A 26,327-nucleotide genomic window follows, 5' to 3' on the forward strand; every position below is an offset into this window, starting at 1 on the left:
TCTGTTGGCAGTCTATAAAAAGGAGAGGTTGACCATGCTTTCGGAACTTGAATTACGCAGCATTATTGAAGGAAGTTTCCTGCCTAAACGGTGCGAATGCACCAAAGCCGAAGATGCTTCGCTGACGATCAAGGTGTACGACGACTGCGACCGTGACCGGGTGGACTTGGAAGTCAAAGGCATCAACGCAGACAAACTCGACAGCAGTCGCGCCATCTGCAATCTGATCACCGGGTTGCGTGAAGACCTCAAGCATACCCATGCACCTGTACTGCAACGCGCCGGGGCGCGCGGCTACTACTAAGCCGTCGTCTGCGGTTGAACCACCGAAGAACTGTGGGCCTGGATTAACGCCAGGCCCAAAACGGTGGTATGTCCTTGCGCAATTCCCCCTATGCTTTCAACCCAATTGCTGGCGATACGGTAGGTCCGGACCGGTCTTGGTGCAGGTCAATGCCGCTGCGCGAATGGCAAAGCCGAGCATGGCGTCGATCTGCTCGCGGCTGAGCTGTTGCAGACCCGCCACCGAATCCAATTGATGCTCCGTCAGCCAAGCAATCAATGCTGCCTGGAAGGTATCGCCGGCGCCCACTGTGTCGGCCATCACAACGTCCACCGCCGGTTGCGACCAGTTGCCGTGCTGGCGACTGAATACACTGGCGCCATCGCCGCCGCGGGTAAGGAACACCAACTGGCAACGGTGCTGCAACCAGCCCTGCAGAACGCTTTCCGGTGATTGGCCGGGGTAGAGCAGGTGCAGGTCTTCGTCGCTGACCTTGATCAAGTCGGCGTGCTTGACCAGTTCCGCTACGCGATCGCGCCACAGTTGGATATCCGGCTGCGGGTTGAGGCGCACGTTGGGGTCGAGGCTGATCAGGCGCTTGCCGCTTTCACGCTGGACCAGGCTCAGCAGGGTGTCGCCAATCGGTTGCACCACCAGCGAGAACGAACCCACATGCAGTCCGCGCACGCTATCGTCCAGTTGCGGCAGGTGACTCACCTGCAATTGGCGGTCGGCGCAGCCTTCGCCGCGAAAGCTGTACTGCGGTGAGCCGTTGGCGCCCACGGCGACCATTGCCAGGGTGGTCGGCGCGGCGAATTCCACCAGGTAATCCTCGCTGACGCCTTCATCCCGCAGCACTTGCAGCAGGCGCCGGCCAAGAAAATCGCTGGAAAGCCCCCCGAACAGGCCGGCCTCGATGCCCAGGCGACGCAGGCCAACGGCCACGTTGAACGGCGAACCGCCGGCAATCGCCGTGTAATTGACCTTCGACGCCTTGCCGCCGGCGCCTTCCTCGCTGAAGAAATCGAACAGCGCTTCACCACACACCAGATACATAATCGCTCGCTCTTAAAGGGTTGCCACGAGCTGCTGATAGCGCTCGTAAGCCTGTTGATAGGCGCTGACATGGGCTGCCACCGGCACGGTACGGCTGGCCGGGTCGACGCTCACGCATCTGTCGCAGAGGCTGGCCAGGGATTCGCCGGTCTGGCTCCACGCCGCCTGGATCGCCGCGCCCAGGGCGGCGGCTTCGCTTTGTTCGGTGCAGACCACTTCGGTGTGCATGATATCCGCGACCATCTGCCGCCACACCGGGCTTTTCGAACCGCCGCCGATCAAGCGGATGCTCTGGCTTTGTAGGCCGGTCTGGCGCAGCAGGTCGAGGCCGTAGCGCAGGCCGAAGGTCGTGCCCTCGACCACTGCGCGGCACAGGTTGGCGCGGGTCAGGTTGGTCATGGTCAGCCCATGCAGGCTGCCGGTGGCGTGGGGCAGGGCGGGTACGCGTTCGCCGTTGAGAAACGGCAGCATGCTCACGCCGTCGGCGCCGATGGGCGCGCGTTCGACCAAGGCATTGAAGGCAGGCAGGTCCAGCTCGAACAGCTCGCGGATCACCCCGGTGGCGTTGGTCAGGTTCATGGTGCAGATCAACGGCAACCAGCCGCCGCTGGACGAGCAGAACGTCGCCACCGAGGCCTGGGGGCTGACGTTGGGCTGGTCGGCAAAGGCATACACGGTGCCCGACGAGCCCAGGCTCATGGTTATCACCCCCGGCGCGATATTGCCGGTGCCGATGGCGCCCATCATATTGTCGCCGCCGCCGCTGGAGACCACGGCGTTGGGGTTGATGCCCAGGCGTTCGGCGATGGCCGGCAGGATAGTGCCCACGCTTTGATCGGCCTCGATCAACGGCGGCAGGGCCCGCTCCAGGCGGCCACTCGGGTCGATGTGCCGCAGCAGGGCCGTATCCCATTCACGATTGCGCACATTGAAGTAACCGGTGCCCGACGCATCGCCATACTCGGCGACGGCGCGGCCGGTGAGCCAGTAGTTGAGGTAATCGTGGGGCAGCAGGATATGGGCGATGCGGGCGAAGAGGTCCGGGTGTTGTTCGCGGGTCCATAGCAGTTTGGAGACGGTGTAGCCGGGTGCAATGGCCACGCCCAGGCGTTCCAGGGAGCCACGCTCGCCGCCGAGGTAGGCCAACAAGCGGTCGTTCTCGGCGGCGGTTTCGGTGTCGCACCACAGCTTGGCCGGGCGCAGTACCTCTCCGTGCTCATCCAGCAGCACCAGCCCATGCTGCTGGCCGGATACGCCAATGCCAAGGATGTCCTGGCCGTCGACGCCGGCCTGTTGCAGGGCGCGATGGGCGGCTTCGGTGAACGCGTCCAGCCATTCCTGGGTGTACTGTTCGCGGCGGCCATTGGCAGCGCTGATCAGGGTGTGGGCCGCAGCACCGAGGCCCAGCACCTTGCCGCTGCTTGCGTCGAGGACGATAGCCTTGGTGCCCTGGGTGCCGCAGTCGATGCCGAGGAACAGGTTTTGCTGGGTCATGAGGGGGTGCTCAGCATTATTGTTGGAAGTTAAATGCTATCCCAATGTGGGAGGGGGCTTGCCCCCGATAAGGGGAGGTCAGTTGATGAATAAGTTGACTGACCCAGCGCCATCGGGGGCAAGCTCCCTTCCACATTTCTAAGCCGGTTTTTTCAGTAACTGCTGCAGGGTTTTGGTCACGCCGTTATCCCGCAAGCTGACAAAACACCGCTCGAACGCTGCCACAAACGCAGGCGAATTGGGAATAGCCGTGCCGAAAATCTCTTCCACCCCCAGCAGGCGTACGCTGATCAGCGCATCGTCAGTGACCAGGCTCTGACAGAACGCTGCGCGCGGGTCGGGAATGTTGTAGCGCGCGCCGTTCTCATCCACACCTTTGAGATACAGGGCCCAGGCGGCCACTACCAGCGCCGCGCGCTCGGTCTCGCGACCATCGGCAATCAGACGGTTGACGGTCGGCACAGTGAACTTGGGAAACTTCGACGAGCCATCCGAACAAACCCGCTCCAGTTGGTCGGCGATGGCCTGGTTGGAGAAGCGATCCACCAAGGTCTGCTTGTACTCGGTCAGGTCGATGCCCGGCACCGGCGCCAGGTTCGGTGTGACGTCCAGGTCCATATAGGCGCGCATATAGGCCACGAACAGCGGGTCGTTCATGGTTTCGTGGACAAACCGGTAGCCCTTGAGAAAGCCTAGGTAAGTCAGGGCCAGGTGGCTGCCATTGAGCAGGCCGATTTTCATTTCTTCGTAAGGGGTAACGTCATCGGTGAACTGCACGCCTACCTTTTCCCAGGCCGGTCGGCCGTTGACGAACTTGTCCTCCAGCACCCACTGCACAAACGGCTCGCACACCACCGGCCAGGCATCGTCGATGCCGTGTTCGTCATGCAGTTGCAGACGGTGCGCGGTGCTGGTCATGGGGGTGATGCGGTCGACCATGGCATTGGGGAAGCTCACATTGGCGGCGATCCAGTCATGCAGCTCGGCATCGCGCAGGGCGGCGAAGGCCAGCAGCGCCTTGCGTGTGACCGCGCCGTTGTGCGGCAGGTTATCGCAGGACATCACCGTGAAAGCCGGCGTGCCGGCGGCGCGGCGCTGGGTCAGCGCAGCGCAGATAAAGCCGAACACGGTTGTCGGCGCTTGCGGGTGTGCCAGGTCATGCTGGATCTGCGGCAGGTGCGCCATGAATTCGCCGGTGCTGTCGTCGATGCAATAGCCGCCTTCGGTGATGGTCAGCGAAACGATGCGAATCGCGGGCTCGGCTAATTTGTCGATCAGCGCCTGGGCGCCGTCTTCGGCCAGCAGCATGTCGCTGATCGAACCGATCACGCGCACTTCGGTGTCGTCGGTGTCGCCCAGTTCGTACAGGGTGAATAGAAAGTCCTGGCCGGCCAGGTCGTCGCGGGCCTTGCGGTCTTCGGCGCGCAGGCCGACGCCGCAGATGCTCCAGTCCAGGCCCTCGCCGGTGTTCATCAGCGCATCGGTGTAATACGCCTGGTGTGCGCGATGAAAGCCGCCGACCCCGATATGGGCAATACCCTGGGAGGTGCTGGCAATGGCGTAGGCCGGCACTTGGATCTCACGCGGCAGTTGGGTGAGGTTCTGTTTATTCAGCTTCATAGCGTAATACTCGCGAAATCAGGCGGCGGCGCGCAGTGGGCGGGCCACGGCGTTGCCATCGGTATCGAACAGGTGGCAGTGCGTCGGGTCCAGGTGCAGTTGCAGCGTCTCGCCGTACTGGCTGGCCATATCGCCACGGATACGCATGGTCAACGGCTCGCCGTTGGCGGTGATGACGTGGCAGAACGTGTCGCTGCCCAGGCGCTCGCCAACATCGGCGGTCACCGTCAGGCTGGTTTGCCCCGGCGTGGCGATTTCCAGGTGTTCCGGGCGAATGCCCAGGGTCACCGCGCTGCCGACGCTCAGGCTGGCGCCGCTCAACGGCAACGTGACCAATGTCCCGGCGTCCAGCTGCACGTCGCAGTCCTGGCCGCTGACCCGGCTGACCTGGCCTTTGAGGAAGCCCATCTTCGGCGTACCCAAAAAGCCCGCCACGAACAGGTTGGCCGGCTGGTGATACAGCTCCAGGGGCGAGCCGACCTGTTCGATGCGGCCACTGTTAAGCACCACGACTTTGTCGGCCAGGGTCATCGCTTCGACCTGGTCGTGGGTCACGTAGATCATGGTCGCTTGCAGCTCTTTATGCAGGCGCGCCAGCTCCAGGCGCATCTGCACGCGCAGGGCGGCGTCGAGGTTGGACAGCGGTTCGTCGAACAGGAAAATCTTGGGGTTGCGCACAATGGCCCGGCCGATGGCCACACGCTGGCGCTGGCCGCCGGAGAGTTGCTTGGGCTTGCGCTCCAGCAGCGGGCCCAGTTCTAGGATGCGCGCCGCTTCGCTGACTTTGCTCTCCACCAGTTTCTTATCGACACCGGCCAGGTCGAGGGCGAACGACATGTTCTTGCGCACGCTCATGTGCGGGTACAAAGCATAGGTCTGGAACACCATCGCCAGGTCGCGCTTGGCCGGGGTCACTTCGGTGATGTCGCGCCCGTCCAGTTCGATGGTGCCGTCGCTCACTTCTTCCAGGCCGGCGATCAGGCGCAGCAGGGTGGATTTACCGCAGCCTGACGGGCCGACGAAGACTACGAACTCTTTGTCATTCACTTCCAGGTCGATGCCTTTGATGATCGAGAAACCTTCGAAGCCTTTTTGCAGATTCTTGATTTTCAGGTTGGCCATGACGGGCCTCCGCTAGGAATTATTATTTAACTGCACCGAAGGACAGGCCGCGCACCAGCTGTTTCTGGCTGATCCAACCAAAGATCAGGATCGGCGCGCAGGCCAGGGTCGAAACGGCGGACAATTTGGCCCAGAACAAGCCTTCGGGGCTGGAGTAAGAGGCGATCAGCGCGGTCAATGGCGCGGCGCTGGACGAGGTCAGGTTCAGCGACCAGAACGCTTCGTTCCAGCACAGGATCAGCGACAGCAGCACGGTGGACGCCAGGCCGCCCTTGGCAATCGGCAGCAGCACGCGGACCATTTCCTGCCACAGGCTGGCACCGTCCAGGCGCGCGGCTTCGAGGATGTCCTTGGGGATGTCTTTGAAGTAGGTGTACACCATCCACACCACGATCGGCAGGTTGATCAGGGTGTAGATAATGATCAGCGCAATGCGCGTATCCAGCAGGCCGAAGCTTTTGGCCAACAGGTAGATCGGCATCAGTACGCCCACCGGCGGCAGCATCTTGGTCGACAGCATCCACAGCAGCGTGCGTTTGGTGCGCTGGGTTTCGTAGAACGCCATGGAGTAGGCCGCGGGCACCGAGATCAGCAGGCACAACGCGGTGGCGCTGAAGGAAATCAACACCGAGTTCCACGCGTAGCTGAAGTAGTTGCTGCGCTCGTTGATGTGCAGGTAGTTCTCCAGGGTCGGCGTGAAGATGAACTGCGGTGGCGTGGCGAAGGCGTCGATTTCGGTTTTGAAGCTGGTGAGCACCATCCAGAAGATCGGGAAGAAAATCAGGATCGCGATGGCCCAGGCCAGGGTGCCGAGCAGCAGGCTTTGCAGGCGACGGGATTGTTGAAGCGTCATGGCGCGGCCCTCAAGGCTTGTCAGTCAGGTTTTTGCCGATCATCCGCACCAGGATGATCGCCGCGATATTGGCGATGACCACGGCGATCAAGCCGCCAGCCGAGGCCATGCCCACGTCGAACTGCACCAGTGCCTGGTTGTAGATCAGGTAGGCGAGGTTGGTCGAGGCGTAGCCCGGGCCACCGTTGGTGGTGGTGAAGATTTCCGCGAACACCGAGAGCAAAAAGATGGTTTCGATCATCACCACTACGGCAATCGGCCGCGCCAGGTGCGGCAGGGTCAGGTGCCAGAAAATCGCGATGGCGCCGGCACCGTCCAGGCGCGCGGCTTCCTTTTGTTCCTGGTCGAGGGACTGCATGGCGGTCATCAGCAACAGGATCGCGAAGGGCAGCCATTGCCACGACACAATGATGATGATCGACAGCAACGGGTAGTGCGCCAGCCAGTCCACCGGCTCGGCGCCGAACAGTTTCCACACGGCGGCGAGCACCCCGGATACCGGGTGGAAAATCAGGTTTTTCCAGATCAGCGCACCGACGGTGGGCATGATGAAAAACGGTGAAATCAGCAACACCCGCACCAGGCCGCGACCGAAGAACTCACTGGCCTCCAGCAGCGCACTGATCAACACGCCGAACACCACGCTGATCAACAGCACACTGCCGACCAGCAGCAGGGTATTGGTGGCGCCGGGCAAAAAGCCGGAGTCGGTGATGAAGTAGGTGAAATTCTCCAGCCCCACGAATTCATTCTCGCCGGGGTAGAGCAGGTTGTAGCGAATCAGCGAAAAGTACAGGGTCATGCCCAGCGGCACGATCATCCATAGCAACAGCAGGGCGACCGAGGGGCTGACGAGAAACCAGCCGGGGTTGGCCAGGCGGTTTTTGGCAGGTGTATTCATGGTAATTAACGCCAATGCGGAGCGAGGATCGGAGTGCGGTCAGTGTGGGAGGGGGCTTGCGCCCGATAGCGGAGTGTCAGTCGATGAATCAGTTGGCTGATCCACTGCTATCGGGGGCAAGCCCTCGACCACCTTGACGATGGTGAGGCTCAGGTTATTTGGGATAACCGGCCCGCTTCATTTCCCGCTCGGTGGTGGTCTGCGCCGCAGTCAATGCTGCATCAACCGTCTGCTGACCGGTCAGCGCACCGGAGAAGAACTTACCGACCTGGGTACCAATCGCCTGGAACTCAGGAATGGTCACCAGCTGGATCCCGATGTACGGCACCGGTTTCTCCGTCGGCTTGGTCGGATCCGCGACTTTCAACGATTCCAAGGTCACTTTGGCGAACGGCGCGGCTTTCATGTACTCATCGCTGTAGGTCGATGTGCGCGTACCTGGCGGTACGTTGGCGATGCCATCGGTCTTGGCCACCAACTGGCTGTATTCCTTGGACGTGGCCCAACTGGTGAATACTTTGGCGGCGTCCTTGGCCTTGGAACTGGTCGGGATCGCCAGGGACCAGGAGTACAGCCACGACGTGCCTTTGTCCGTGGTTTCATGGGGCGCGAAGGTGAAACCGACGTGGTCGGCCACTTTGCTTTGGGTTTTGTCGGTGACGAACGAGCCGGCGACGCTGGCGTCGACCCAGATCGCGCACTTGCCGCTGTTGAACAGCGCCAGGTTTTCGTTGAAGCCGTTGCTGGATGCCCCCGGCGGACCGGATTTCTTCATGTTGTCGACGTAGAAGTTCAGCGCGTTCTTCCATTCCGGGCCGTTGAATTCAGGCTGCCACTTTTCGTCGAACCAGCGCGCACCGTAGCCGTTGGCCAGGGTGGTGATCAGCGCCATATTCTCGCCCCAACCGGCTTTGCCGCGCAGGCACAGGCCGTATTGCTCTTTGCTCTTGTCGGTGAGTTTGCTGGCGAATTCGCCGATCTGGCTCCAGGTCGGGTGCTCAGGCATGGTCAGCCCGGCGTCCTTGAACAGGTCGGTGCGGTAGTAGGTGATCGAGCTTTCGGCGTAGAACGGCAGGGCGTACAGCGAACCCTTGACGGACAACCCGTCACGCACCGAAGGGAACACATCGTCGAGGTCGTAGGACGCCGGCAAGTCCTTCATCGGCTCCAGCCAACCCTTGGCGCCCCAGAGTGCGGCTTCGTACATGCCGATGGTCAAGACATCGAACTGCCCACCCTGGGTGGCGATGTCGGTGGTCAGGCGTTGGCGCAGCACGTTTTCTTCGAGCACCACCCAGTTCAGCTTGATCTCCGGATGCTCGGCCTCGAAGGTCTTGGAGAGCTTCTGCATACGGATCATGTCGCTGTTGTTGACGGTGGCAATGGTCAGGGTCTGCGCGCCAAGGCTGACGGCGCTGAGGGTCATACATGCAGTCATACACGTAGAGGCAAGCAGAGCTTTTGCTGGGAACTTCATCGCGCACTCCATTTCCGCGCCCAGGGGCTACGGAAGGACAGTTATTGTTGTTGTGTCTTCCTACAGGGAGTCAGGAAGAGTGTGCGTTGATTACAGCCTTCAATTGGCGGTGTGACAAATCCTTGGGAACACTGGGACTGATACTTTTTTGCACTGTACGGCGTGTTCCTCGGCTGGCGGCCGGACGCCGCGATCGTGGCTGCTCTCGACGCCGGGTGACGCAGCAGCCACCACTGTCGGCTGCTGCTGCGCCTGGAGATGTCCGGATTAATCGGCGGCGAAGTCGAAGACGTCTCTGATCATGGGCTTGGTGAAGACACCTTTACCTGTGCCATCGATCAAGTTGAACGAGCCATCGGGTTTGATATCAACGCCAAGTGAGCTGGCAATCGTGACGTCCACGCCCGGTTTCTTCAGAAGGTCCAATAGCGGTTTCTTACCGTTGTGCTCTTGTCCCAATACCACCCCCATACCCACCGGTGATTGAGAGTCCACGCCGCCGACAAATATGACCTTGCCACCCTCGGCCAAGGATCTGTTGAGTTCATCCAGCACCTGATAAGTGTCTTTGTCGAACAACCCGAATTCCAGATTGCTGCCGGTCAAGTGCATCAATGTCCGTTTCTGATAGACGCCATCCTTCAAGTCGGTCAGCACCGCCAGTGCAGAACAGTCGGTCAGGCTGCGCGTCGACAGAGGTGTTTGAGCGTCCTGGACGGTGTGGGAGTAACCCATTTTCACATCCACCGGCGTAGGCGTAGGTGAAGTCTTGGCAGTGCCGAATGTGCGGGGTTTATAGTCCACCTTGGTTTTATAGAACACAGGCTTTTCGTCGCTGCCTATGTTGAGTTCAATCTCCGTTCCCGTGTCTTTCCTCACGTTGAAAGCAACGTCGCGCCCGGCAAGGGTGTTGTTCATCTCTTTTTCGGCGAGCAGGTGGATGTCGTTGTCGCTGAGGGTTCTGTACTCGTCGCGGTAACGTGCCCGTGCTTCCTCATAGAGGGTGAATGGATCCTTATCGTTGACGCCGTTGTAGTCGACAATGATCTCCTGCTCAAACCCTTTCACCTGCGCGCCGGTGAGCGCGTTGAGTTGCGACGCGAGGGACGCCTGGCCACCGCTGGCGGAGTAACAGGCCAAAAGACGAACGTCTTCGTAGTCTCGAATGTTGATACCGCGCGCCAACAACTCGCGGTCCACATCAACGGCTGCGTAACGCTTGCCGTTTTCGCCCAAAATGAACGACGGTTTGTCGCCTGCGGGCTTTTCACCGTGGCCCATGATATTGAGGCGTTGGCGACCGTCGTACGTGTCGACGAAGACTTGAATGTCGCCGGCAAGAGGTTTGATGTCCACCGGGCCGCCCAGGACAATCCGGTTGCTCGGCGGTGTGGCAGGGGCGTTTACCTCCTCGACCAGCACGGCGCCAGTACGGGTACCTGCCGTTGTCGTCCGGGCGCCGGAGGCAGGTTCATTCAATGCGCGCGCCTTGAAGTGAATCAGTAACGTCGCCACGTTGAGCAACATATCTGCCAAGGCTGTTTCTTTGAGTCTCATATCGTCGCCGCGCAGAACCTCAAGGTCCTTGACGATGCCGGCGCCTTGCATGGCCAGGCCGAGTAAAGCGCCGGGGCCGCGCAATGCGGGCAATAGCGCATTGAGCAACAGGAACCCCCCTTCCTGGAGGGTCGCCCAACGGCTTTCGTCATTGGAGACTGTCTTTTCTTCGGCAAGCGTGGTCAGGGCCTGTGCGTTGGCGTCGTACAGGTGGTTCATCAAGTGCCCGGCTTGCAGTTGCGCCTTCAGCGCATCGGCGGCGGCATAACCACCTGCGGCCAGTTTGGGTTCGGCAGGTACCGTTTCGCCGTCCCCCACACCAAACCAGTTAAGGGTATTGGCATCGGGCTCCTTGAAACTCCAGTTCTTGTAATACTCTCGGGTCGATTCATCCGGAAGCCAGGCCAGGATGTCAGATTGCAAACGCCCTGGGTTCTGGATGGCCTCCAGTAATTGCTTGCGGCTTTGAAATTGCAGCAGCGGGGCATCGGCGATCAGTGGGCGATAGAGAATATGAGGGCCGGTTTCGCTGTCCTCGGGTTCGATCAGGTACATGTTGTCGACGATGTCGGGGGCTTTGCCGGGGCCGGGTATAAAGGCCAGCGGACGCACGACAATCTCCTGGCCATCGACGATCTTGGCTCCGGGCTTTGGATCGAGCACGGCCTGGATATACCTGAAACCGGTGGTGTCGAGGCCGGACTTTTTCTGAATGGCCAACTCCAAGGCTTTCATTTCCAGTTCGATGGGGACTTGCTGCGCAAAAAGGGACTGGCGTTCGGCCTTTTTATCGGAATTTTCCAGCAGTTCACGCTTGAGCAACGCGGGGTAGTTCTTGCCCACATTGGCGTCCTGGATGAGCTTTTGCAGTACACCGTCTGTTTCCAGTTCGGGCACTCGTGTATTGCCGGGCTTGACGTAGACTTCCACGGACCTGCTCGGTAGCCCCGACAGGTTTCTCAGCAGGGCGTCGGTCATGCTCATGCGTTCACGCTTGATATTTCCGCTGACGATACCGTTGTACGATGCGCCGCCCACGGGCACTTTGAAGACGATCTCCAGATTCTTGGCTGGATGACTGGTCGCCTTCAGGGTATCGAACGAACGCTCGGCAAAAGTGCGAATGTCCGGGATGTCGCTGCTGTACGTGCGGCCTTTGTTCAGTTGTATGAAGCCCGCCAGCCTGAGATGCAGTTCCTGCAATACAAAGCGTTGCGACTGGTCGGCGTTGTTCATCCAGTCGGGCAACGTGGTTGTGGGCTGGGTAGGGGGCAGCATGTCTGTGAGGGCAGGCGCGTTGGAGAGTTGTTCGCCTTTATGCTGTTGGATCAACCGATCAGCCTGGAGGTCGAACACATTTGCGTCCACTCGCTGTGCAGGGCGCCTCGACTCAGGAAGGTCATCCCAGGAGTCGTAGGGGGTGACCTTGCCACTGGTCTCCACCAGCAGGAGTAGCTGGCGACTGGGTGATGACAGGGATCGTGTGATTAACAGTTCCGGCTCGGGGCCTGTGGTGGTATAGACGTCGGCGCCCGACGAATTCGCACCCAGCGGCATAGGGCGCGTCGCCCCATTGGGCTGTGATGCGACCATGGTCAGGGTTTTACGCTGTTCATCATCCAGTCCGGTTTGTTTCAGCGCCGCCTGTTGCAGGTTGCTGCGCAGGATACTGCTGACCAGTGCCCGATGACTGCCGGAGAAGGCGTTGTCGGCGCCGCTGAATGCGGGCTTGCTCCAGTAGGCCCTGAACTCAGAGTTATAGACCTCGTCAAGCCGGCTTGGCAGCGCACCGATGGCGGAGCTCAAGCCTGCCAGATCAAGGTGCAAGGGTACATCGACCGGGCTGCCCAAGGTTGTCCGCGGCACGCGCGGGCGGGTATCAAACGCTTTGGCGTCCTGGGTGAAATTCGGCGCAGGGCCGCCTGCCAGATGATCCAGGGCCAGTGTGATCAGTTGTGTTCGCTTGAACTGCCCCGGTTGATCCGGATCAGGTAATTCGATGGCGAGTTGGTTGACGTCGACATCCAATCCAGGGGCGATGGTCTGGATCCTGTCGTTGAGCACTCGCGCGACCGCTGTGAACAACGTCGGCTCACCGGCAAACTGGCTGCGCGCCAGTGTGACCAACGGATTGGCCGCCGGTGATGCCGTCGCGCGCGGTTGCGTTGTGTGTGGCTGCTCAAGCCGTTGCGCGACTGCGCGTTGCCGCTCCTGGACGCCAACGGAGCGTCTATCGGTACGCGGATTGTTTTTGCGCAATGCGGCAAAGCCGTCGCGAGTCAGCGATGAGGCGTTTTTAAGTTGCCATGTGGTGCTGCCATCACCGGTCGGTTCACCATAAAACCTGCCTATCCAGTCGAGGCTAATGGGCTGGTTCATGGCGGGCGGCACCGCAGAGTTGCGCAATGTCTGCCCGAGTGTCGAGCGTTCAGGGATTTCGGACACTAACAAGTGGCTGCGTTTGTTCAAAACAACACCCAATCCCGAAATTTCGCTAAACCGACCGGTGCTGTACATCCTCGCCATCTCCAGGTCGGCTTCTTCAACCGATGGTTTCTGGTCGCGTCGAGAGGCGGGGATCAATGAGGGGGTCAAGGTGATTTGCGTCGATAAGACCTCGATGGCGTCTTGTTGCTGTTGCCGAATCACAGAGTCGTGGGCGTCGTTTGACCCTGACGCGTCAGCATTGGCTGAGGGTAACGATACGAACGTTCCGTGTCGTTTTTGCTCGGCAATATTAATCACTAATCCTTCGGGTATATACATACCTCCCACTTCGTAAAAGTTACCTATCACTTGAGCAGGTGCTCGGGTTGGGCCGAGGTACTCGATAACCTGTCGCGTAGGGGCCAGCGCTTGAGCGGCAGCGGTCACCGCTGCGGTGGCCTGCCACCAACCTTCATCATATTTGGAGAAGCTAGCGGGCTTCCCATCAGCGATACATTCAAGTTCCCATCCATCAACCGTATTCAACTTCAGTGTTGAAGTGTCGATCTTGTGTTTCCTGGCGAAACTTGCAAATGGCTCGCTTTCAATAGCGTGGGTAAGTTGGGCCCAGGCCATGCCGAACGTCGAAAAGCGAGGGATGTCGTCGATGACCTTGGCCGCCGCACTTACGGGGGTGCCAGTTCGAAGGGCAATGAGCTGTTCCAGCAATGCGGCGCTGTACTTTTCTGAGAGAATCGCGTCATCTGCCTTGACCACGCGGGTGGCGAGGCTTTGGGTTTCTAGATCGACAACCGCCACGTTGCGCTTACTCCGCGCGTTAGATACAGAAGGCACGGACTGGGCATTCAAAGCAGATGCCGAAGAAAACGCACTGGTGCGCAAGGGATCGATGTTCATGCAGATAAAGTCCGTTAATAATGAATGGTTTATATATCTTCGCTGGAAAATAGATATTGGACTTGTGCGCGCTCCATAGTTAAAGGAGTGCGCCCATCGCATTGTTTTTTGGATTTCTATTTTAAAGCGTCTGTCGGTGAGGGTTATGAAGTGCGCAGGTATTTAATGCGTGTATTAAGTGGTGATACTGGCGGGTTGGTTTCCTCTGTACATGTTGCAATTCATGTAAGGGGCTAACGATTTTTTCAAGAAAACACTGTGCGACACCGCACTTGGGTTTAATAAGCGCAGTGCAAATAGATTCGATGTTTTTTATGCCAAGTTCTGCTCGGTCAATCGCTGCACTACCAGGCGCCGATAGTGCGAAGGGGTCATGCCCTTGAGCTGCTGAAAGCGCCGGTTGAAGTTGGAAATATTGTTGAATCCCGACTCGAAGCACACATCCGTCACCGCTTTGTCGCCATCGGCCAGCAGCTCGCAGGACTTGCTGATGCGCAACCGATTGACGAATTCGATAAACGTGCGCCCGGTGGCCTGTTTGAACACGCGGGAAAAATAAGTGGGTTTCATGCCCAGGTGTTCGGCCACTTCTTCCAGCGGCAACTCCCGTGCGTAGTGGGCGAAGATGTAGTCCACCGCGCGGTTGGTGCGGTCGATGCTGTGCTCGTCGGCCGTTTGCGGTGCGGTCACGCCGGACAGCAGTTGGTAGTCGTCACACGCGCTCAACACGTCCAGCAGGATAAAGAAATGCCCCAGGCGCGCCATGCCCTGGGCGTCCTCGATGCGCTGCATCAAGGTCACGGCCTGGGCGATGGTGTGCTTGCAGCGAAACTCGATACCCGACTGCGCGCGCTCCAGCAGCGGCGCGAGGTTTTTGAGTTCGGCGAAAATGTGGCTGCCCTGTTCAAGCAGTTCATCGGTGAAGTTCACCAGCATGTCGCGCTTGGGCACCACTTCGTCTTCCTCCACCTGGCTGATCCAGTTGTGAGGCAGATTGGGGCCGGTGAGGAACAGGCTTTCCGGGTAGAAGTTGCCGATGTAGTCGCCGATAAACACCTTGCCGGAGCTGGCGACGATCAGGTGCAGTTCGTATTCCTTGTGGAAATGCCAGCGCACCAGTGGGCAGGGGAAGCCATGCTGGCGATAGATGATGGACAGACCGTTGTGATCGTCCATCAGCTCGTAGGAAGGGTCGGTGATGCGCGTTGCTCGGGTCATGCTGCCGTCGCTTTATTGTGGTTGCTGCGTAGGATAATGCCCCCTCGTGCACCCACTCGCCAACGTCTGTGTTTACCCGTTGCGGTTTTTTGCCTCGATCCACTGCGCCATGTACTGGGTACTCTTGTGGGCGTGATGGCGCAACATGCTGCCGGTGAAGTTGTCCCGGCGATGGGCCGTGAGGCGGCTGCGGCACTGTTGCAGGCACTCGATCAGCGCCGGGCCGTGGATTTGTTGGGCGTAACGCCGAGCCAGCAGGTGGCGCCCGTGTTCCTGCGCCTTCGTCCAACGGTCGTGGTCCTGATACAACGCCACGGCGGCAGCAGCCAGAGCGTCGGCGTCTGCCGCGATGGCTCCCGGCCAGGGCTGCTCATCGCCCATGGCTTCGGCGCCGATCGGTGTGGTGACATTCGGCGTGCCGCACAGCATGGCATCGGCCAGCTTGCCCTTGATTCCGGCGCCAAAGCGCAACGGCGCCAAGCAGATACGCGCGGCGCTCATCACGCGCAGGGCATCCTCGGCCCAGTTCATGACATGAAAGCCCTGGGCCGGGTTGTGCAGGGCAGTGGCCTTGGGCGGCGTATAAGCCCCGTAGATATGCAGCTGGGCTCCTGGCAGTTGCTGGCGGATGCGTGGCCACAGGCTGTTCTTCATCCACAGCACCGCATCCCAGTTGGGCGCATGGCGGAAGTTGCCGATGCTAAGGAAGTGCGCACGCTCCTCAAACGACGCGAACGCCTCGCTCGGCGGCGTCAGCATCAGCGGGCACCAGTGGAGCAGGGCGGCCGGCACCTTGAATTGTTCGGTGAGCAGGCGGATTTCCACATCGGAAATCATCAGGCTGATGTCACAACGGTAAATTGCTGCGATCTCGCGCTTGGCCAGGTCGGTGTCGGCCATGCGCTGGAACTCCTCGGTCAAGGCCGGGGCGAACAGCGCGGTGAAGTCATCGCTATCGGGCTCGACTTTGAGGTGTTCCTTGAGGCGCTGATGGCGGGCGTCGCGCAGGCTTTGCAGGTCGGAGGTTTCCAGCACGCGCAGGGCATTCGGGCAGTGCTTTTCAACGCGCCAGCCGAACTGTTCCTCCATCATGAAACGGTCGAACAGCACGATATCCGGGGTCAGTTCGCGGACAAAGTCATCGAAACTGCTGTTATTCAGCTCGATGGCGCACTCGGCGATACCCAGCGCCACCAGGTCGGCCTTGTGTTCGCCGAGCGCGGCGGGGCTGCTGAAGGTGATGTCCCAACCTTGTGTCAGAAAAGTTTCGAGAATCTGCATCATATGCCCGCCCGCGGCCGAGGAGCGCGGCTCCGGCCAGACGTAACCAATGACCAGGACTCGGGTAGCAGGCGGCTTCATCGACAACGGGTTCCTTGCAGGGCAGGGCGAAAGGCGCGCAATTAAACCACAACCGGCGACATGACAATTTGTGTCTGGCGGTAGGTGGTCATCGTACTTTGTGGTTAACTTCCGCCTCTCGCATTCGTTTAAACCAAACCCAGCATAAGGATTCCGTTCATGGCTCAAGTCACCCTCAAAGGCAACCCTGTCCAGGTTGAAGGCGAACTGCCGAAAGTTGGCGCCAAGGCCCACGACTTCACCCTGACCGCCGGCGATCTGTCGGACGCAACCCTGGCGACCTTCGCCGGCAAGCGCAAAGTGCTGAATATCTTCCCAAGCGTCGACACCCCAACCTGCGCCACTTCGGTGCGCAAGTTCAACGCTCAGGCCAGTTCGCTGAACAATGCCGTGGTGCTGTGCATCTCCACCGACCTGCCATTCGCCCAGGCGCGCTTCTGCGGTGCCGAAGGCCTGGAAAACGTGAAAAGCCTGTCGGACTTCCGTGATTCGGATTTCGCGGTTGATTACGGTGTTTCCATCGCTGAAGGCCCGCTCAAAGGCTTGACCGCCCGTGCGGTGGTCGTGCTGGACGAGAACGACACCGTGCTGCACAGCGAGCTGGTATCGGAAATCGGCCAGGAGCCGAACTACGAAGCTGCCCTGGCAGTATTGAAGTAACTGTTTCGGCGCATTGCTGTCGTTTTGCAGTAACACGCTTGATACATGATTGCGGCCTGGCCTAGTCCAGGCCGTTTTCATTTGTGCTTCAAATGCTTAGCTGGAATAGGCCGATGGACTAAGATCCTCAAGTCACATGTTGTAAGCCCAAGGTAAATAGCCGGTAAAGGCGCTTTTCTAAATGCGCCCCAGTGCTTATCTTTCAGCCTCCCAAAGAAGATGCTCTCGCGCCCAATGGTTGATCACTCCATGCAATCCTCCCCCCGTCACTCCCGTCGCTGGCTGTTTGGCCTGCTTGTGCTGCTGGTTATCGCCGGCCTGTGCTGGAAATTCTGGCCAAGCGGCGCGGCCCATAAAGACGCACCGGCCGGGCACACCGGCAAAACCGGTATGGCGCGCCCGGGCTTCGGCGGCTCCACCGGCCCGGTGCCGGTGCGTGTGGCGCCGGTGGTGCAGGGGGAATTCCCGGTCTACTACAAGGCGCTGGGCACGGTTACCGCGCTCAATACCATCAATGTGCGCAGCCGAGTGGGCGGGGAGCTGGTGAAAATAGCCTTTGAAGAAGGGCAAATGGTCAAGGCCGGCGATCTGCTCGCCGAGATCGACCCGCGCAGCTACCAGAACGCCTTGCTCCAAGCCCAGGGCACCTTGCTGCAGAACCAGGCCCAGTTGAAGAACGCCCAGGTCGACGTGCAGCGCTACCGTGACCTGTATGCCCAGGACAGCATTGCTAAACAGACCCTGGACACCGCCGAAGCGCTGGTCCTGCAATACCAGGGCACGGTCAAGACCAACCAGGGCGCGGTGGATGACGCCAAGCTCAACCTCGAATTCACCAAGATCCGCGCGCCCATCAGTGGCCGTGTGGGCTTGCGCCAGCTCGATGTGGGTAACCTGGTGGCGGCCAACGACACCACCGCCCTGGCTGTGATCACCCAGACCCAGCCGATCAGCGTGGCCTTCACCTTGCCGGAAAACACCCTGGACACGGTTCTGGCCCGTTACCACGCCGGCAATAAATTGCCCGTGGAAGCCTGGGACCGTGGCGATGCGAAGATTCAAGCCACCGGCGTACTGCAAAGCCTGGATAACCAGATCGACGTCACCACCGGCACCCTGAAATTCAAGGCGCGCTTCGATAACAAGGACCAGGCGCTGTTCCCCAACCAGTTCGTCAATGTGCACCTGCTGGCCGACACCTTGCACAATGTGGTGCTCGCGCCCTCGGCGGCCATTCAGTTCGGCAACAACGGCACCTTCGTCTACAAGCTCGATGGCGACAAGAAGGTTAAGGTCCAGCCGTTGGTGGTGGGCGACTCCGACGGCGACAACACTGTGATCAAGCAGGGCCTGGTCGCCGGCGACCGGGTGGTGCTGGAAGGCACCGACCGCCTCAAGGACGGCAGTGAAGTGGACGTGGTCAACGACAGCAGCGAAGTGCCGACCACGCCGACCGAACACCTGCAAGGCAAGCCTGCGGCCAAAGGGGAGACCGGCAGCACTGCCGGCAAGGCGCAAAAGGTCGGTTCATGAACCTGTCGCGGCTGTTTATTCTTCGCCCGGTCGCTACCACCCTGAGCATGCTGGCCATTGTCCTGGCCGGCATCATTGCGTACCGCTTGCTGCCGGTGTCGGCCTTGCCCCAGGTGGACTACCCGACCATCCGCGTAATGACCCTGTACCCCGGCGCCAGCCCGGATGTGATGACCAGCGCGGTCACCGCGCCCCTGGAGCGCCAGTTCGGGCAGATGCCCGGCCTGACCCAGATGGCCTCCACCAGCTCCGGCGGCGCCTCGGTGCTGACCCTGCGCTTCAACCTCGACATCAATATGGACGTGGCCGAGCAACAGGTGCAGGCCGCGATCAACGCCGCCACCAACCTGCTGCCCAAGGACCTGCCGGCGCCGCCGGTGTACAACAAGGTCAACCCGGCGGACACCCCGGTACTGACCCTGGCCATCACCTCCAAGACCATGCTGCTGCCCAAGCTCAATGACCTGGTCGATACGCGCATGGCGCAGAAAATCGCGCAGATCAGCGGCGTCGGCATGGTCAGCATCGCCGGCGGTCAGCGCCAGGCCGTGCGCATCAAGGTCAACCCCGAGGCCCTGGCGGCCAATGGCCTGAACCTCTCGGACGTGCGCACCTTGATCGCCGCGTCCAACGTCAACCAGCCCAAGGGCAACTTCGACGGCCCCACGCGGGTTTCGATGCTCGATGCTAACGACCAGTTGGTCTCGCCCCAGCAATACGCCGAACTGATCCTGGCCTACAACAATGGCGCGCCGCTGCGTCTCAAGGACGTCGCGCAGATCGTCGACGGCGCCGAGAACGAGCGCCTGGCCGCCTGGGCCAACCAGAACCAGGCCGTGCTGCTCAATATCCAGCGCCAGCCGGGTGCCAACGTGATCGAGGTGGTCGACCGCATCAAGGCGCTGCTGCCAAGTATCACCGATAACCTACCGGCCGGCCTCGACGTCACCGTCCTCACCGACCGCACCCAGACCATCCGCGCGTCGGTCAAGGACGTGCAGCACGAACTGCTGATCGCCATTGCTCTGGTGGTGATGGTGACATTCCTGTTCCTGCGGCGTGTCAGTGCCACGATCATCCCGTCCATCGCCGTGCCGCTGTCCCTGGTGGGCACCTTCGGCGTGATGTACCTGGCGGGGTTCTCCATCAACAACCTGACGCTGATGGCCCTGACCATTGCCACCGGCTTTGTGGTGGACGATGCCATCGTGATGCTGGAGAACATTTCCCGCTATATCGAAGAGGGCGAAACGCCGCTGGCTGCCGCGCTCAAGGGCGCCAAGCAGATCGGTTTCACTCTGATTTCCCTGACGCTGTCGCTGATCGCGGTGCTGATCCCGCTGCTGTTCATGGCCGATGTAGTCGGGCGTTTGTTCCGCGAGTTCGCCATCACCCTGGCGGTGGCGATCCTGATTTCCCTGGTGGTGTCCCTGACTCTCACGCCGATGATGTGCGCGCGCCTGCTCAAGCGTGAGCCCAAGGAAGAAGAACAGGGCCGTTTCTATAAGGCCAGCGGCGCCTGGATCGACTGGTTGATCGAAGGCTACGGGCGCAAGTTGCAATGGGTGCTCAAGCACCAACCGCTGACCCTGCTGGTGGCCATCGCCACCCTCGGCCTGACCGTGGTGCTGTACCTGGTGGTGCCCAAGGGGTTTTTCCCGGTGCAGGACACCGGCGTGATCCAGGGCATTTCCGAAGCGCCGCAGTCGATTTCCTTTGCGGCGATGAGCCAGCGTCAGCAGGAGTTGGCCAAGATCATCCTCGCCGACCCGGCGGTGGAAAGCCTGTCGTCCTATATCGGCGTGGATGGCGACAACGCCACACTCAACAGCGGCCGCTTGCTGATCAACCTCAAGCCCCACGGCCTGCGCGACCTGAGCGCGGCCCAGGTGATCACGCGTCTGCAACCGCAAATCGACAAGCTGGTGGGCATTCGCTTGTTTATGCAGCCGGTGCAGGACCTGACCATCGAAGACCGCGTCAGTCGCACACAGTATCAGTTCAGCATGTCATCGCCGGATGCCGAGTTGCTGGCGTTGTGGAGCGACAAACTGGTACACGCCCTCAGCCAGTTACCGGAACTCACCGACGTGGCCAGCGACCTGCAGGACAAGGGCCTGCAGGTATACCTGGTGATCGACCGCGATGCCGCCTCGCGCCTGGGCGTCAGCGTCTCGAACATCACCGATGCGCTGTATGACGCCTTCGGCCAGCGGCAGATCTCGACCATCTACACCCAGGCCAGCCAGTACCGCGTGGTGTTGCAGGCCCAATCCGGCGAAACCCTCGGGCCGGACGCGCTGAACCAGATCTACGTCAAAACCACCGACGGCGGCCAAGTGCGCTTGTCGAGCCTGGCCAAGGTGGAACAGCGCCAGGCCCAGCTGGCCGTTGCGCATATCGGTCAGTTCCCGGCGGTGATGATGTCGTTCAACCTCGCACCCGGCGTGGCGCTGGGCAAGGGCGTGGAACTGATCAACCAGACGCAGAAAGACATCGGCATGCCGGTGGGCGTGCAGACCCAGTTCCAGGGCGCGGCCCAGGCGTTTGAAGCCTCGTTGTCGAGTACCTTGCTGCTGATCCTGGCGGCGGTGGTCACCATGTACATCGTGCTGGGCGTGCTCTACGAGAGCTACATCCACCCGATCACCATTCTGTCCACCTTGCCCTCGGCGGCGGTGGGGGCTTTGTTGGCGTTGCTGCTCAGCGGCAATGACCTGGGCATGATCGCGATCATCGGCATCATTTTGTTGATCGGTATCGTCAAAAAGAACGCCATCATGATGATCGACTTCGCCCTCGACGCCGAACGCAACCAGGGCCTGGACCCGCAGACCGCGATTTATCAGGCGGCGCTGCTGCGTTTCCGGCCGATCCTGATGACCACCCTGGCCGCGCTGTTCGGCGCCGTGCCGTTGATGCTGGCCAGCGGTTCCGGCGCGGAGCTGCGCCAACCCTTGGGCTTGGTGATGGTCGGCGGGCTGCTGGTGAGCCAGGTGCTGACGCTGTTCACCACGCCGGTGATCTACCTGTATTTCGATCGGTTGGGACGCCGCTGGCGCAAGACCGACATTGAGGACGTGGTGTGATGGGCGTGGCGAAAGCAGTGGCAAGCGGCAAGCAGCACGCTGCAAGGGAACGGCAGGGGCAGCCTACGTCTTTTGCAGGTAGCTTGAAACTTGCCGCTTGGAGCTCCCCCCCATGAACCTGTCCGGACCATTCATTCGCCGGCCGGTAGCCACCATGCTGCTGAGCCTGGCGATCATGTTGCTCGGCGGAGTGAGCTTCAACCTGCTGCCGGTATCGCCGTTGCCGCAGATCGACTTCCCGGTAATCGTGGTGTCGGCCAGCCTGCCTGGCGCGAGCCCCGAGGTGATGGCGTCCACCGTGGCCACGCCCTTGGAGCGTTCGTTCGGCTCGATTGCCGGCATCACCACCATGAGCAGCAGTTCCAGTCAGGGCTCGACCCGGGTGATTCTGGCCTTCGACTCCGACCGCGATATCAACGGCGCGGCGCGTGAAGTGCAGGCGGCCATCAACGCCTCGCGTAATCTGCTGCCCAGCGGCATGCGCAGCATGCCCACCTACAAGAAGATCAACCCGTCCCAAGCGCCGATTATGGTGCTGTCGCTGACCTCGGACGTGTTGCAGAAGGGCCAGCTCTACGATCTGGCCTCCACCATCCTGTCCCAGAGCCTGTCCCAGGTGCCGGGCGTGGGTGAAGTGCAGATCGGCGGCAGCTCCTTGCCGGCGGTGCGCATTGAACTCGAACCCAAGGCTCTCGATCAGTACGGCGTGGCCCTGGACGATGTGCGCAACACCATCGCCAATGCCAACCAGCGCCGGCCCAAGGGCTCGCTGGAAGACAGCGAGCGCAACTGGCAGATCCAAGCCAACGACCAACTGGAAAAGGCCAAGGACTACGAGCCGCTGCTGATTCGCTACCAGAACGGCGCGGCCTTGCGTCTTGGCGATGTGGCCAGGATCAGCGACGGCGTGGAAGACCGCTACAACAGCGGTTTCTTCAACAACGATGCGGCGGTGTTGCTGGTGATCAACCGCCAGTCCGGGGCCAACATTATCGAGACCGTGCGCCAGATCAAGGCACAGTTGCCGGCGCTGCAGGCGGTGCTGCCGTCCAGCGTCAAGCTCAGCCTGGCCATGGACCGCTCGCCGGTGATCACCGCCACCCTGCACGAAGCGGAGATGACCCTGCTGATCGCGGTGGGGCTGGTGATCCTGGTGGTGTACCTGTTCCTCGGCAATTTCCGCGCCTCGCTGATCCCGACCCTGGCGGTGCCGGTGTCGCTGGTGGGCACCTTTGCGGTGATGTACTTGTACGGGTTCTCGTTGAACAACTTCTCGTTGATGGCGTTGATCCTGGCCACTGGCCTGGTGGTGGACGATGCCATCGTGGTGCTGGAGAACATCTCCCGGCACATCGATGACGGCGTGCCGCCGATGAAGGCGGCGTACCTGGGGGCCCAGGAAGTCGGGTTTACGCTCTTGTCGATGAACGTGTCGCTGGTGGCGGTGTTCCTGTCGATCCTGTTTATGGGCGGGATCGTCACCAACCTGTTCCGCGAGTTTTCCATCACCCTGTCGGCGGCGATCATCGTCTCGCTGGTGGTGTCGTTGACCCTGACGCCGATGCTCTGCGCGCGTTGGCTCAAGCCCCATGTCAAAGGCCATATGACCGGTTTGCAACGCTGGAGCCACAGGATCAACGAGCGCATGGTCGCCGGCTACGCCCGCAGCCTGGACTGGGTGCTGCGCCACCGGCGTCTGACCTTGCTCAGCCTGTTGCTGACCATCGGCGTCAATGTGGCGTTGTATATCGTGGTGCCGAAAACCTTTATGCCGCAGCAGGACACCGGGCAGTTGATCGGCTTTGTGCGCGGCGACGACGGGCTGTCGTTCAGCGTGATGCAGCCGAAGATGGAAATTTTCCGTCAGGCGGTGCTCAAGGACCCGGCGGTGCTCAGCGTCGCCGGCTTTATCGGTGGCAACAACGGCACCAACAACGCGGTGATGCTGGTGCGGCTCAAGCCCATCGACGAGCGTAAAGTCTCGGCCCAGGCGGTGATCGAGCGTCTGCGCAAGAACGTGCCACCGGTGCCGGGCGGGCGCCTGTTCCTGATGGCCGACCAGGACCTGCAATTCGGCGGCAGCCGCGACCAGACCAGCGCACAGTATTCCTACATCCTGCAAAGCGGCGACCTGGCCGCGTTGCGTCTGTGGTACCCGAAAGTGGTTGCCGCATTGCGTGAATTGCCGGAGCTGACCGCCATCGACGCGCGCGAAGGCCGTGGTGCGGCGCAAGTGACACTGATCGTCGACCGTGATCAGGCCAAGCGCCTGGGCATCGACATGAACATGGTCACAGGGGTGCTGAACAACGCCTACAGTCAGCGGCAGATTTCCACGATCTACGACAGCCTCAACCAGTACCAGGTGGTGATGGAGGTCAACCCCAAATATGCCCAAGACCCGATCACCCTGAACCAGATGCAGGTGATTACGGCCGACGGCGCGCGGGTGCCGTTGTCCACCATCGCCCATTACGAAAACAGCCTGGCGGACGACCGCGTCAGTCATGAGGGCCAGTTTGCCTCGGAAAACATTGCGTTCGACATCGCCCCCGGGTTCACGGTAGAGCAGGGTACGGCCGCCATTGAGCGGGCGATCGCCAAGGTGGGGCTGCCGGAAGATGTGATTGCCAAAATGGCCGGCACCGCCGATGCCTTTGCGGCGACTCAGAAGGGTCAACCCTTCATGATTCTTGGCGCGCTGGTGGCGGTGTACCTGGTGCTGGGGATTTTGTACGAAAGCTATATTCACCCGTTGACCATCCTGTCGACCTTGCCCTCGGCCGGCGTCGGTGCGCTGCTGTCGATCTACCTGCTGGGCGGCGAATTCAGCCTCATCTCGCTATTGGGGTTGTTTCTGCTGATTGGGGTGGTGAAGAAAAACGCGATCCTGATGATCGACCTGGCGCTGCAACTGGAACGCCATGACGGCATGAGCCCGCTGGAATCGATCCGCAGCGCCTGCCTGCTGCGCCTGCGGCCGATCCTGATGACCACCCTGGCGGCGATTCTCGGTGCTTTACCGCTGCTGCTCGGCACCGGCGACGGTGCGGAAATGCGCCAACCTTTGGGCCTTACCATCATTGGCGGCCTGGTGTTCAGCCAGATCCTGACTCTTTACACCACCCCGGTGGTTTACCTTTACCTCGACCGCGCGCGCCATCGCTTCAATGCCTGGCGCGGCGTGCGGACCGATGCCGCCCTGGACACTGCGCTATGACCGATTCAACCCACGCCCCCCAAAAACTGTTGGCAGCGGCACTCTGCGGTCTGATGCTCAGCGCTTGCGCCATCGGCCCGGATTACCAGCGCCCGGAGGTCATCGAGCCCGCGCAGTTCAAGCAAGCCCACGGCTGGCGCCAGGCTGCGCCGAGCGACGCGCTGGCCCGCGGCTCCTGGTGGGAGTTGTATGGCGACCGTCAGCTCAACGACTTGGTCGCGCGGCTCAATAATGCCAACCAGACCGTGGCTCAGGCCGAGGCACGTTTTCGCCAGGCCCAGGCGTTGGTGCGCAGCTCCCGCGGTGCGTTCTACCCCAGCGTCGACCTCAGCGTGGGCAAGACCCGCGCCAGCCAGGGCACCGGCAGCAGCAGTGCCAGCCTCAGCAGTTCCAGCAGCGGCATCCGCGACACCCTCAACGCGCAGTTAGGCGTGAGCTGGGAGGCGGATGTCTGGGGCAAGTTGCGCCGTGGCCTGGAGGCCAACGAGGCCAGCGCCGAAGCCAGCTCGGCGGACCTGGCCGCGATGCGCCTGAGCCAGCAATCGGAACTGGTACAAAGCTACCTGCAACTGCGGGTGATGGATGAACAGACGCGGCTGTTGCAAGCCACCCTGGACACCTATCAACGCTCCCTGCAAATGACCGAAAACCAGTACCGCGCCGGCGTGTCCGGCAAGGACGCGGTGGCCCAGGCGCAAACCCAACTCAAGACCACCCAGGCCAGCCTGATCGACCTCATCTGGCAGCGCGCCCAACTGGAAAACGCCATTGCGGTGTTGATCGGCGAGGCGCCGGCCAACTTCAGCCTGGCGGTGAGCAAGGACATTCCGCAGCTGCCACAGATCCCGGTAGGCCTGCCGTCGCAGCTGTTGGAGCGCCGCCCGGACATTGCTTCGGCCGAGCGCGCGGTGATCGCCGCCAATGCCAATATCGGTGTGGCCAAGGCCGCGTACTACCCGGACCTGACCCTGAGCCTGGCCGGTGGCTATTCCAGCAGCACCTATGCCGACTGGATCAGCCTGCCCAACCGCTTCTGGTCGGTGGGGCCGAAACTGGCCATGACCCTGTTCGACGGTGGCCAGCGCTCGGCGGAAGTTGACCGCACCGTGGCGTCCTACGACGAAACCGTGGCCAAGTACCGCCAGACCGTACTGGACGGTTTCCGCGAAGTGGAAAACTACATGGTGCAACTCAAGGTGCTGGAGGACGAAGCGGCGGTCAGCAACGAAGCATTGGCCGCGGCGCGCGAGTCGCTGCGCCTGACCGAGAACCAGTACAAAGCGGGGCTGATAGCCTACCTGGACGTGGTCACCGTACAGGCCACCGCCCTGAGCAACGAACGCAGCGTGTTGACCTTGCTGCAATCGCGCCTGGTCGCCAGTGTGCAACTGATCGCCGCCTTGGGCGGGGGCTGGGACGGGCAAACCCAAATCAGCGCCAACGACTAGAAGAGTGCGGGCGTGCAAGCGCCCGATGGCGATGTTGAGCCGGTGGATTGACGTCAAAAAGCCCATGATGGCCTTGTGATAATTATTCA

General features: G+C 61.0%; 16 protein-coding genes. 6 read left to right on the top strand and 10 right to left on the bottom strand.

The window, feature by feature from the left end; all coding sequences use genetic code 11:
- Window positions 1-34 precede the first annotated feature (34 nt).
- Window positions 35-304: a DUF1652 domain-containing protein gene (locus tag FIV35_RS12040; protein WP_034137964.1), complete on the top strand. Its 270-nt coding sequence runs from the start codon at window positions 35-37 to the stop codon at window positions 302-304.
- 96 nt (window positions 305-400) lie between these two features.
- Here FIV35_RS12040 and FIV35_RS12045 read toward each other — a convergent pair whose 3' ends face one another.
- From FIV35_RS12045 to FIV35_RS12090, 10 genes are all read right to left on the bottom strand, one after another.
- Window positions 401-1,339: a carbohydrate kinase family protein gene (locus tag FIV35_RS12045; RefSeq protein ID WP_034137965.1), complete on the bottom strand. Its 939-nt coding sequence runs from the start codon at window positions 1,337-1,339 to the stop codon at window positions 401-403.
- 12 nt (window positions 1,340-1,351) lie between these two features.
- Window positions 1,352-2,833, bottom strand: a complete 1,482-nt coding sequence (gene xylB, locus FIV35_RS12050; RefSeq protein ID WP_034137966.1) for a xylulokinase — start codon at window positions 2,831-2,833, stop codon at window positions 1,352-1,354.
- Window positions 2,834-2,971: 138 nt separating this feature from the next.
- Window positions 2,972-4,453 (bottom strand): mannitol dehydrogenase family protein, encoded by a 1,482-nt coding sequence (locus tag FIV35_RS12055; protein ID WP_034097130.1) that lies wholly within the window; start codon window positions 4,451-4,453, stop codon window positions 2,972-2,974.
- 18 nt (window positions 4,454-4,471) lie between these two features.
- On the bottom strand, window positions 4,472-5,575 hold the full coding sequence (locus tag FIV35_RS12060; protein ID WP_034097132.1) for an ABC transporter ATP-binding protein: 1,104 nt from the start codon (window positions 5,573-5,575) through the stop codon (window positions 4,472-4,474).
- 22 nt (window positions 5,576-5,597) lie between these two features.
- Window positions 5,598-6,428: a carbohydrate ABC transporter permease gene (locus FIV35_RS12065; protein ID WP_034137967.1), complete on the bottom strand. Its 831-nt coding sequence runs from the start codon at window positions 6,426-6,428 to the stop codon at window positions 5,598-5,600.
- Window positions 6,429-6,438: 10 nt separating this feature from the next.
- Window positions 6,439-7,329: a carbohydrate ABC transporter permease gene (locus FIV35_RS12070; RefSeq protein ID WP_034097137.1), complete on the bottom strand. Its 891-nt coding sequence runs from the start codon at window positions 7,327-7,329 to the stop codon at window positions 6,439-6,441.
- A 154-nt stretch (window positions 7,330-7,483) separates the two neighbouring features.
- The gene (locus tag FIV35_RS12075) at window positions 7,484-8,806 is read right to left on the bottom strand and encodes an ABC transporter substrate-binding protein (RefSeq protein ID WP_034137968.1); all 1,323 of its coding nucleotides are present in this window, start codon (window positions 8,804-8,806) and stop codon (window positions 7,484-7,486) included.
- Window positions 8,807-9,073: 267 nt separating this feature from the next.
- Window positions 9,074-13,708 (bottom strand): hypothetical protein, encoded by a 4,635-nt coding sequence (locus FIV35_RS12080; protein WP_146374981.1) that lies wholly within the window; start codon window positions 13,706-13,708, stop codon window positions 9,074-9,076.
- 312 nt (window positions 13,709-14,020) lie between these two features.
- Window positions 14,021-14,926, bottom strand: coding sequence for an AraC family transcriptional regulator (locus tag FIV35_RS12085; protein WP_034137970.1), 906 nt, complete (start codon window positions 14,924-14,926; stop codon window positions 14,021-14,023).
- Between the two features lie 72 nt (window positions 14,927-14,998).
- Entirely contained in the window at window positions 14,999-16,288 is a 1,290-nt protein-coding gene (locus FIV35_RS12090; protein ID WP_034137971.1) for a glycosyltransferase, read from the bottom strand.
- Between the two features lie 159 nt (window positions 16,289-16,447).
- Here FIV35_RS12090 and tpx point away from each other — a divergent pair, with 159 nt between their 5' ends.
- The 5 genes from tpx to FIV35_RS12115 all read left to right on the top strand — a co-directional run bounded on the left by tpx (window position 16,448) and on the right by FIV35_RS12115 (window position 26,238).
- On the top strand, window positions 16,448-16,948 hold the full coding sequence (tpx, locus tag FIV35_RS12095) for a thiol peroxidase (protein WP_034137972.1): 501 nt from the start codon (window positions 16,448-16,450) through the stop codon (window positions 16,946-16,948).
- 234 nt (window positions 16,949-17,182) lie between these two features.
- Window positions 17,183-18,481 (top strand): MdtA/MuxA family multidrug efflux RND transporter periplasmic adaptor subunit, encoded by a 1,299-nt coding sequence (locus tag FIV35_RS12100; protein ID WP_034137973.1) that lies wholly within the window; start codon window positions 17,183-17,185, stop codon window positions 18,479-18,481.
- Window positions 18,478-21,570, top strand: a complete 3,093-nt coding sequence (locus FIV35_RS12105; RefSeq protein ID WP_034137974.1) for an MdtB/MuxB family multidrug efflux RND transporter permease subunit — start codon at window positions 18,478-18,480, stop codon at window positions 21,568-21,570. Before FIV35_RS12100 ends, FIV35_RS12105 begins: the two co-directional genes overlap by 4 nt.
- A 112-nt stretch (window positions 21,571-21,682) precedes the next feature.
- Window positions 21,683-24,790 (top strand): efflux RND transporter permease subunit, encoded by a 3,108-nt coding sequence (locus tag FIV35_RS12110; RefSeq protein WP_034137975.1) that lies wholly within the window; start codon window positions 21,683-21,685, stop codon window positions 24,788-24,790.
- A complete protein-coding gene (locus FIV35_RS12115; RefSeq protein WP_034137976.1) occupies window positions 24,787-26,238 on the top strand; it encodes an efflux transporter outer membrane subunit in 1,452 nt (483 codons plus the stop codon). Before FIV35_RS12110 ends, FIV35_RS12115 begins: the two co-directional genes overlap by 4 nt.
- Window positions 26,239-26,327: the final 89 nt, after the last annotated feature.

This window comes from Pseudomonas rhodesiae (assembly GCF_007858255.1).
Taxonomy (GTDB): Bacteria; Pseudomonadota; Gammaproteobacteria; order Pseudomonadales; family Pseudomonadaceae; genus Aquipseudomonas; species Aquipseudomonas rhodesiae.

Coding starts and splice junctions, on each gene's coding strand:
- FIV35_RS12085 (WP_034137970.1), bottom strand. CDS start 14,926: ATGACCCGAGCAACGCGCATCACCGACCCTTCCTACGAGCTGATGGAC.
- FIV35_RS12090 (WP_034137971.1), bottom strand. CDS start 16,288: ATGAAGCCGCCTGCTACCCGAGTCCTGGTCATTGGTTACGTCTGGCCG.
- FIV35_RS12070 (WP_034097137.1), bottom strand. CDS start 7,329: ATGAATACACCTGCCAAAAACCGCCTGGCCAACCCCGGCTGGTTTCTC.
- FIV35_RS12075 (WP_034137968.1), bottom strand. CDS start 8,806: ATGAAGTTCCCAGCAAAAGCTCTGCTTGCCTCTACGTGTATGACTGCA.
- FIV35_RS12115 (WP_034137976.1), top strand. CDS start 24,787: ATGACCGATTCAACCCACGCCCCCCAAAAACTGTTGGCAGCGGCACTC.
- FIV35_RS12110 (WP_034137975.1), top strand. CDS start 21,683: ATGAACCTGTCCGGACCATTCATTCGCCGGCCGGTAGCCACCATGCTG.
- FIV35_RS12105 (WP_034137974.1), top strand. CDS start 18,478: ATGAACCTGTCGCGGCTGTTTATTCTTCGCCCGGTCGCTACCACCCTG.
- tpx (WP_034137972.1), top strand. CDS start 16,448: ATGGCTCAAGTCACCCTCAAAGGCAACCCTGTCCAGGTTGAAGGCGAA.
- FIV35_RS12080 (WP_146374981.1), bottom strand. CDS start 13,708: ATGAACATCGATCCCTTGCGCACCAGTGCGTTTTCTTCGGCATCTGCT.
- FIV35_RS12065 (WP_034137967.1), bottom strand. CDS start 6,428: ATGACGCTTCAACAATCCCGTCGCCTGCAAAGCCTGCTGCTCGGCACC.
- FIV35_RS12100 (WP_034137973.1), top strand. CDS start 17,183: ATGGTTGATCACTCCATGCAATCCTCCCCCCGTCACTCCCGTCGCTGG.
- xylB (WP_034137966.1), bottom strand. CDS start 2,833: ATGACCCAGCAAAACCTGTTCCTCGGCATCGACTGCGGCACCCAGGGC.
- FIV35_RS12040 (WP_034137964.1), top strand. CDS start 35: ATGCTTTCGGAACTTGAATTACGCAGCATTATTGAAGGAAGTTTCCTG.
- FIV35_RS12055 (WP_034097130.1), bottom strand. CDS start 4,453: ATGAAGCTGAATAAACAGAACCTCACCCAACTGCCGCGTGAGATCCAA.
- FIV35_RS12045 (WP_034137965.1), bottom strand. CDS start 1,339: ATGTATCTGGTGTGTGGTGAAGCGCTGTTCGATTTCTTCAGCGAGGAA.
- FIV35_RS12060 (WP_034097132.1), bottom strand. CDS start 5,575: ATGGCCAACCTGAAAATCAAGAATCTGCAAAAAGGCTTCGAAGGTTTC.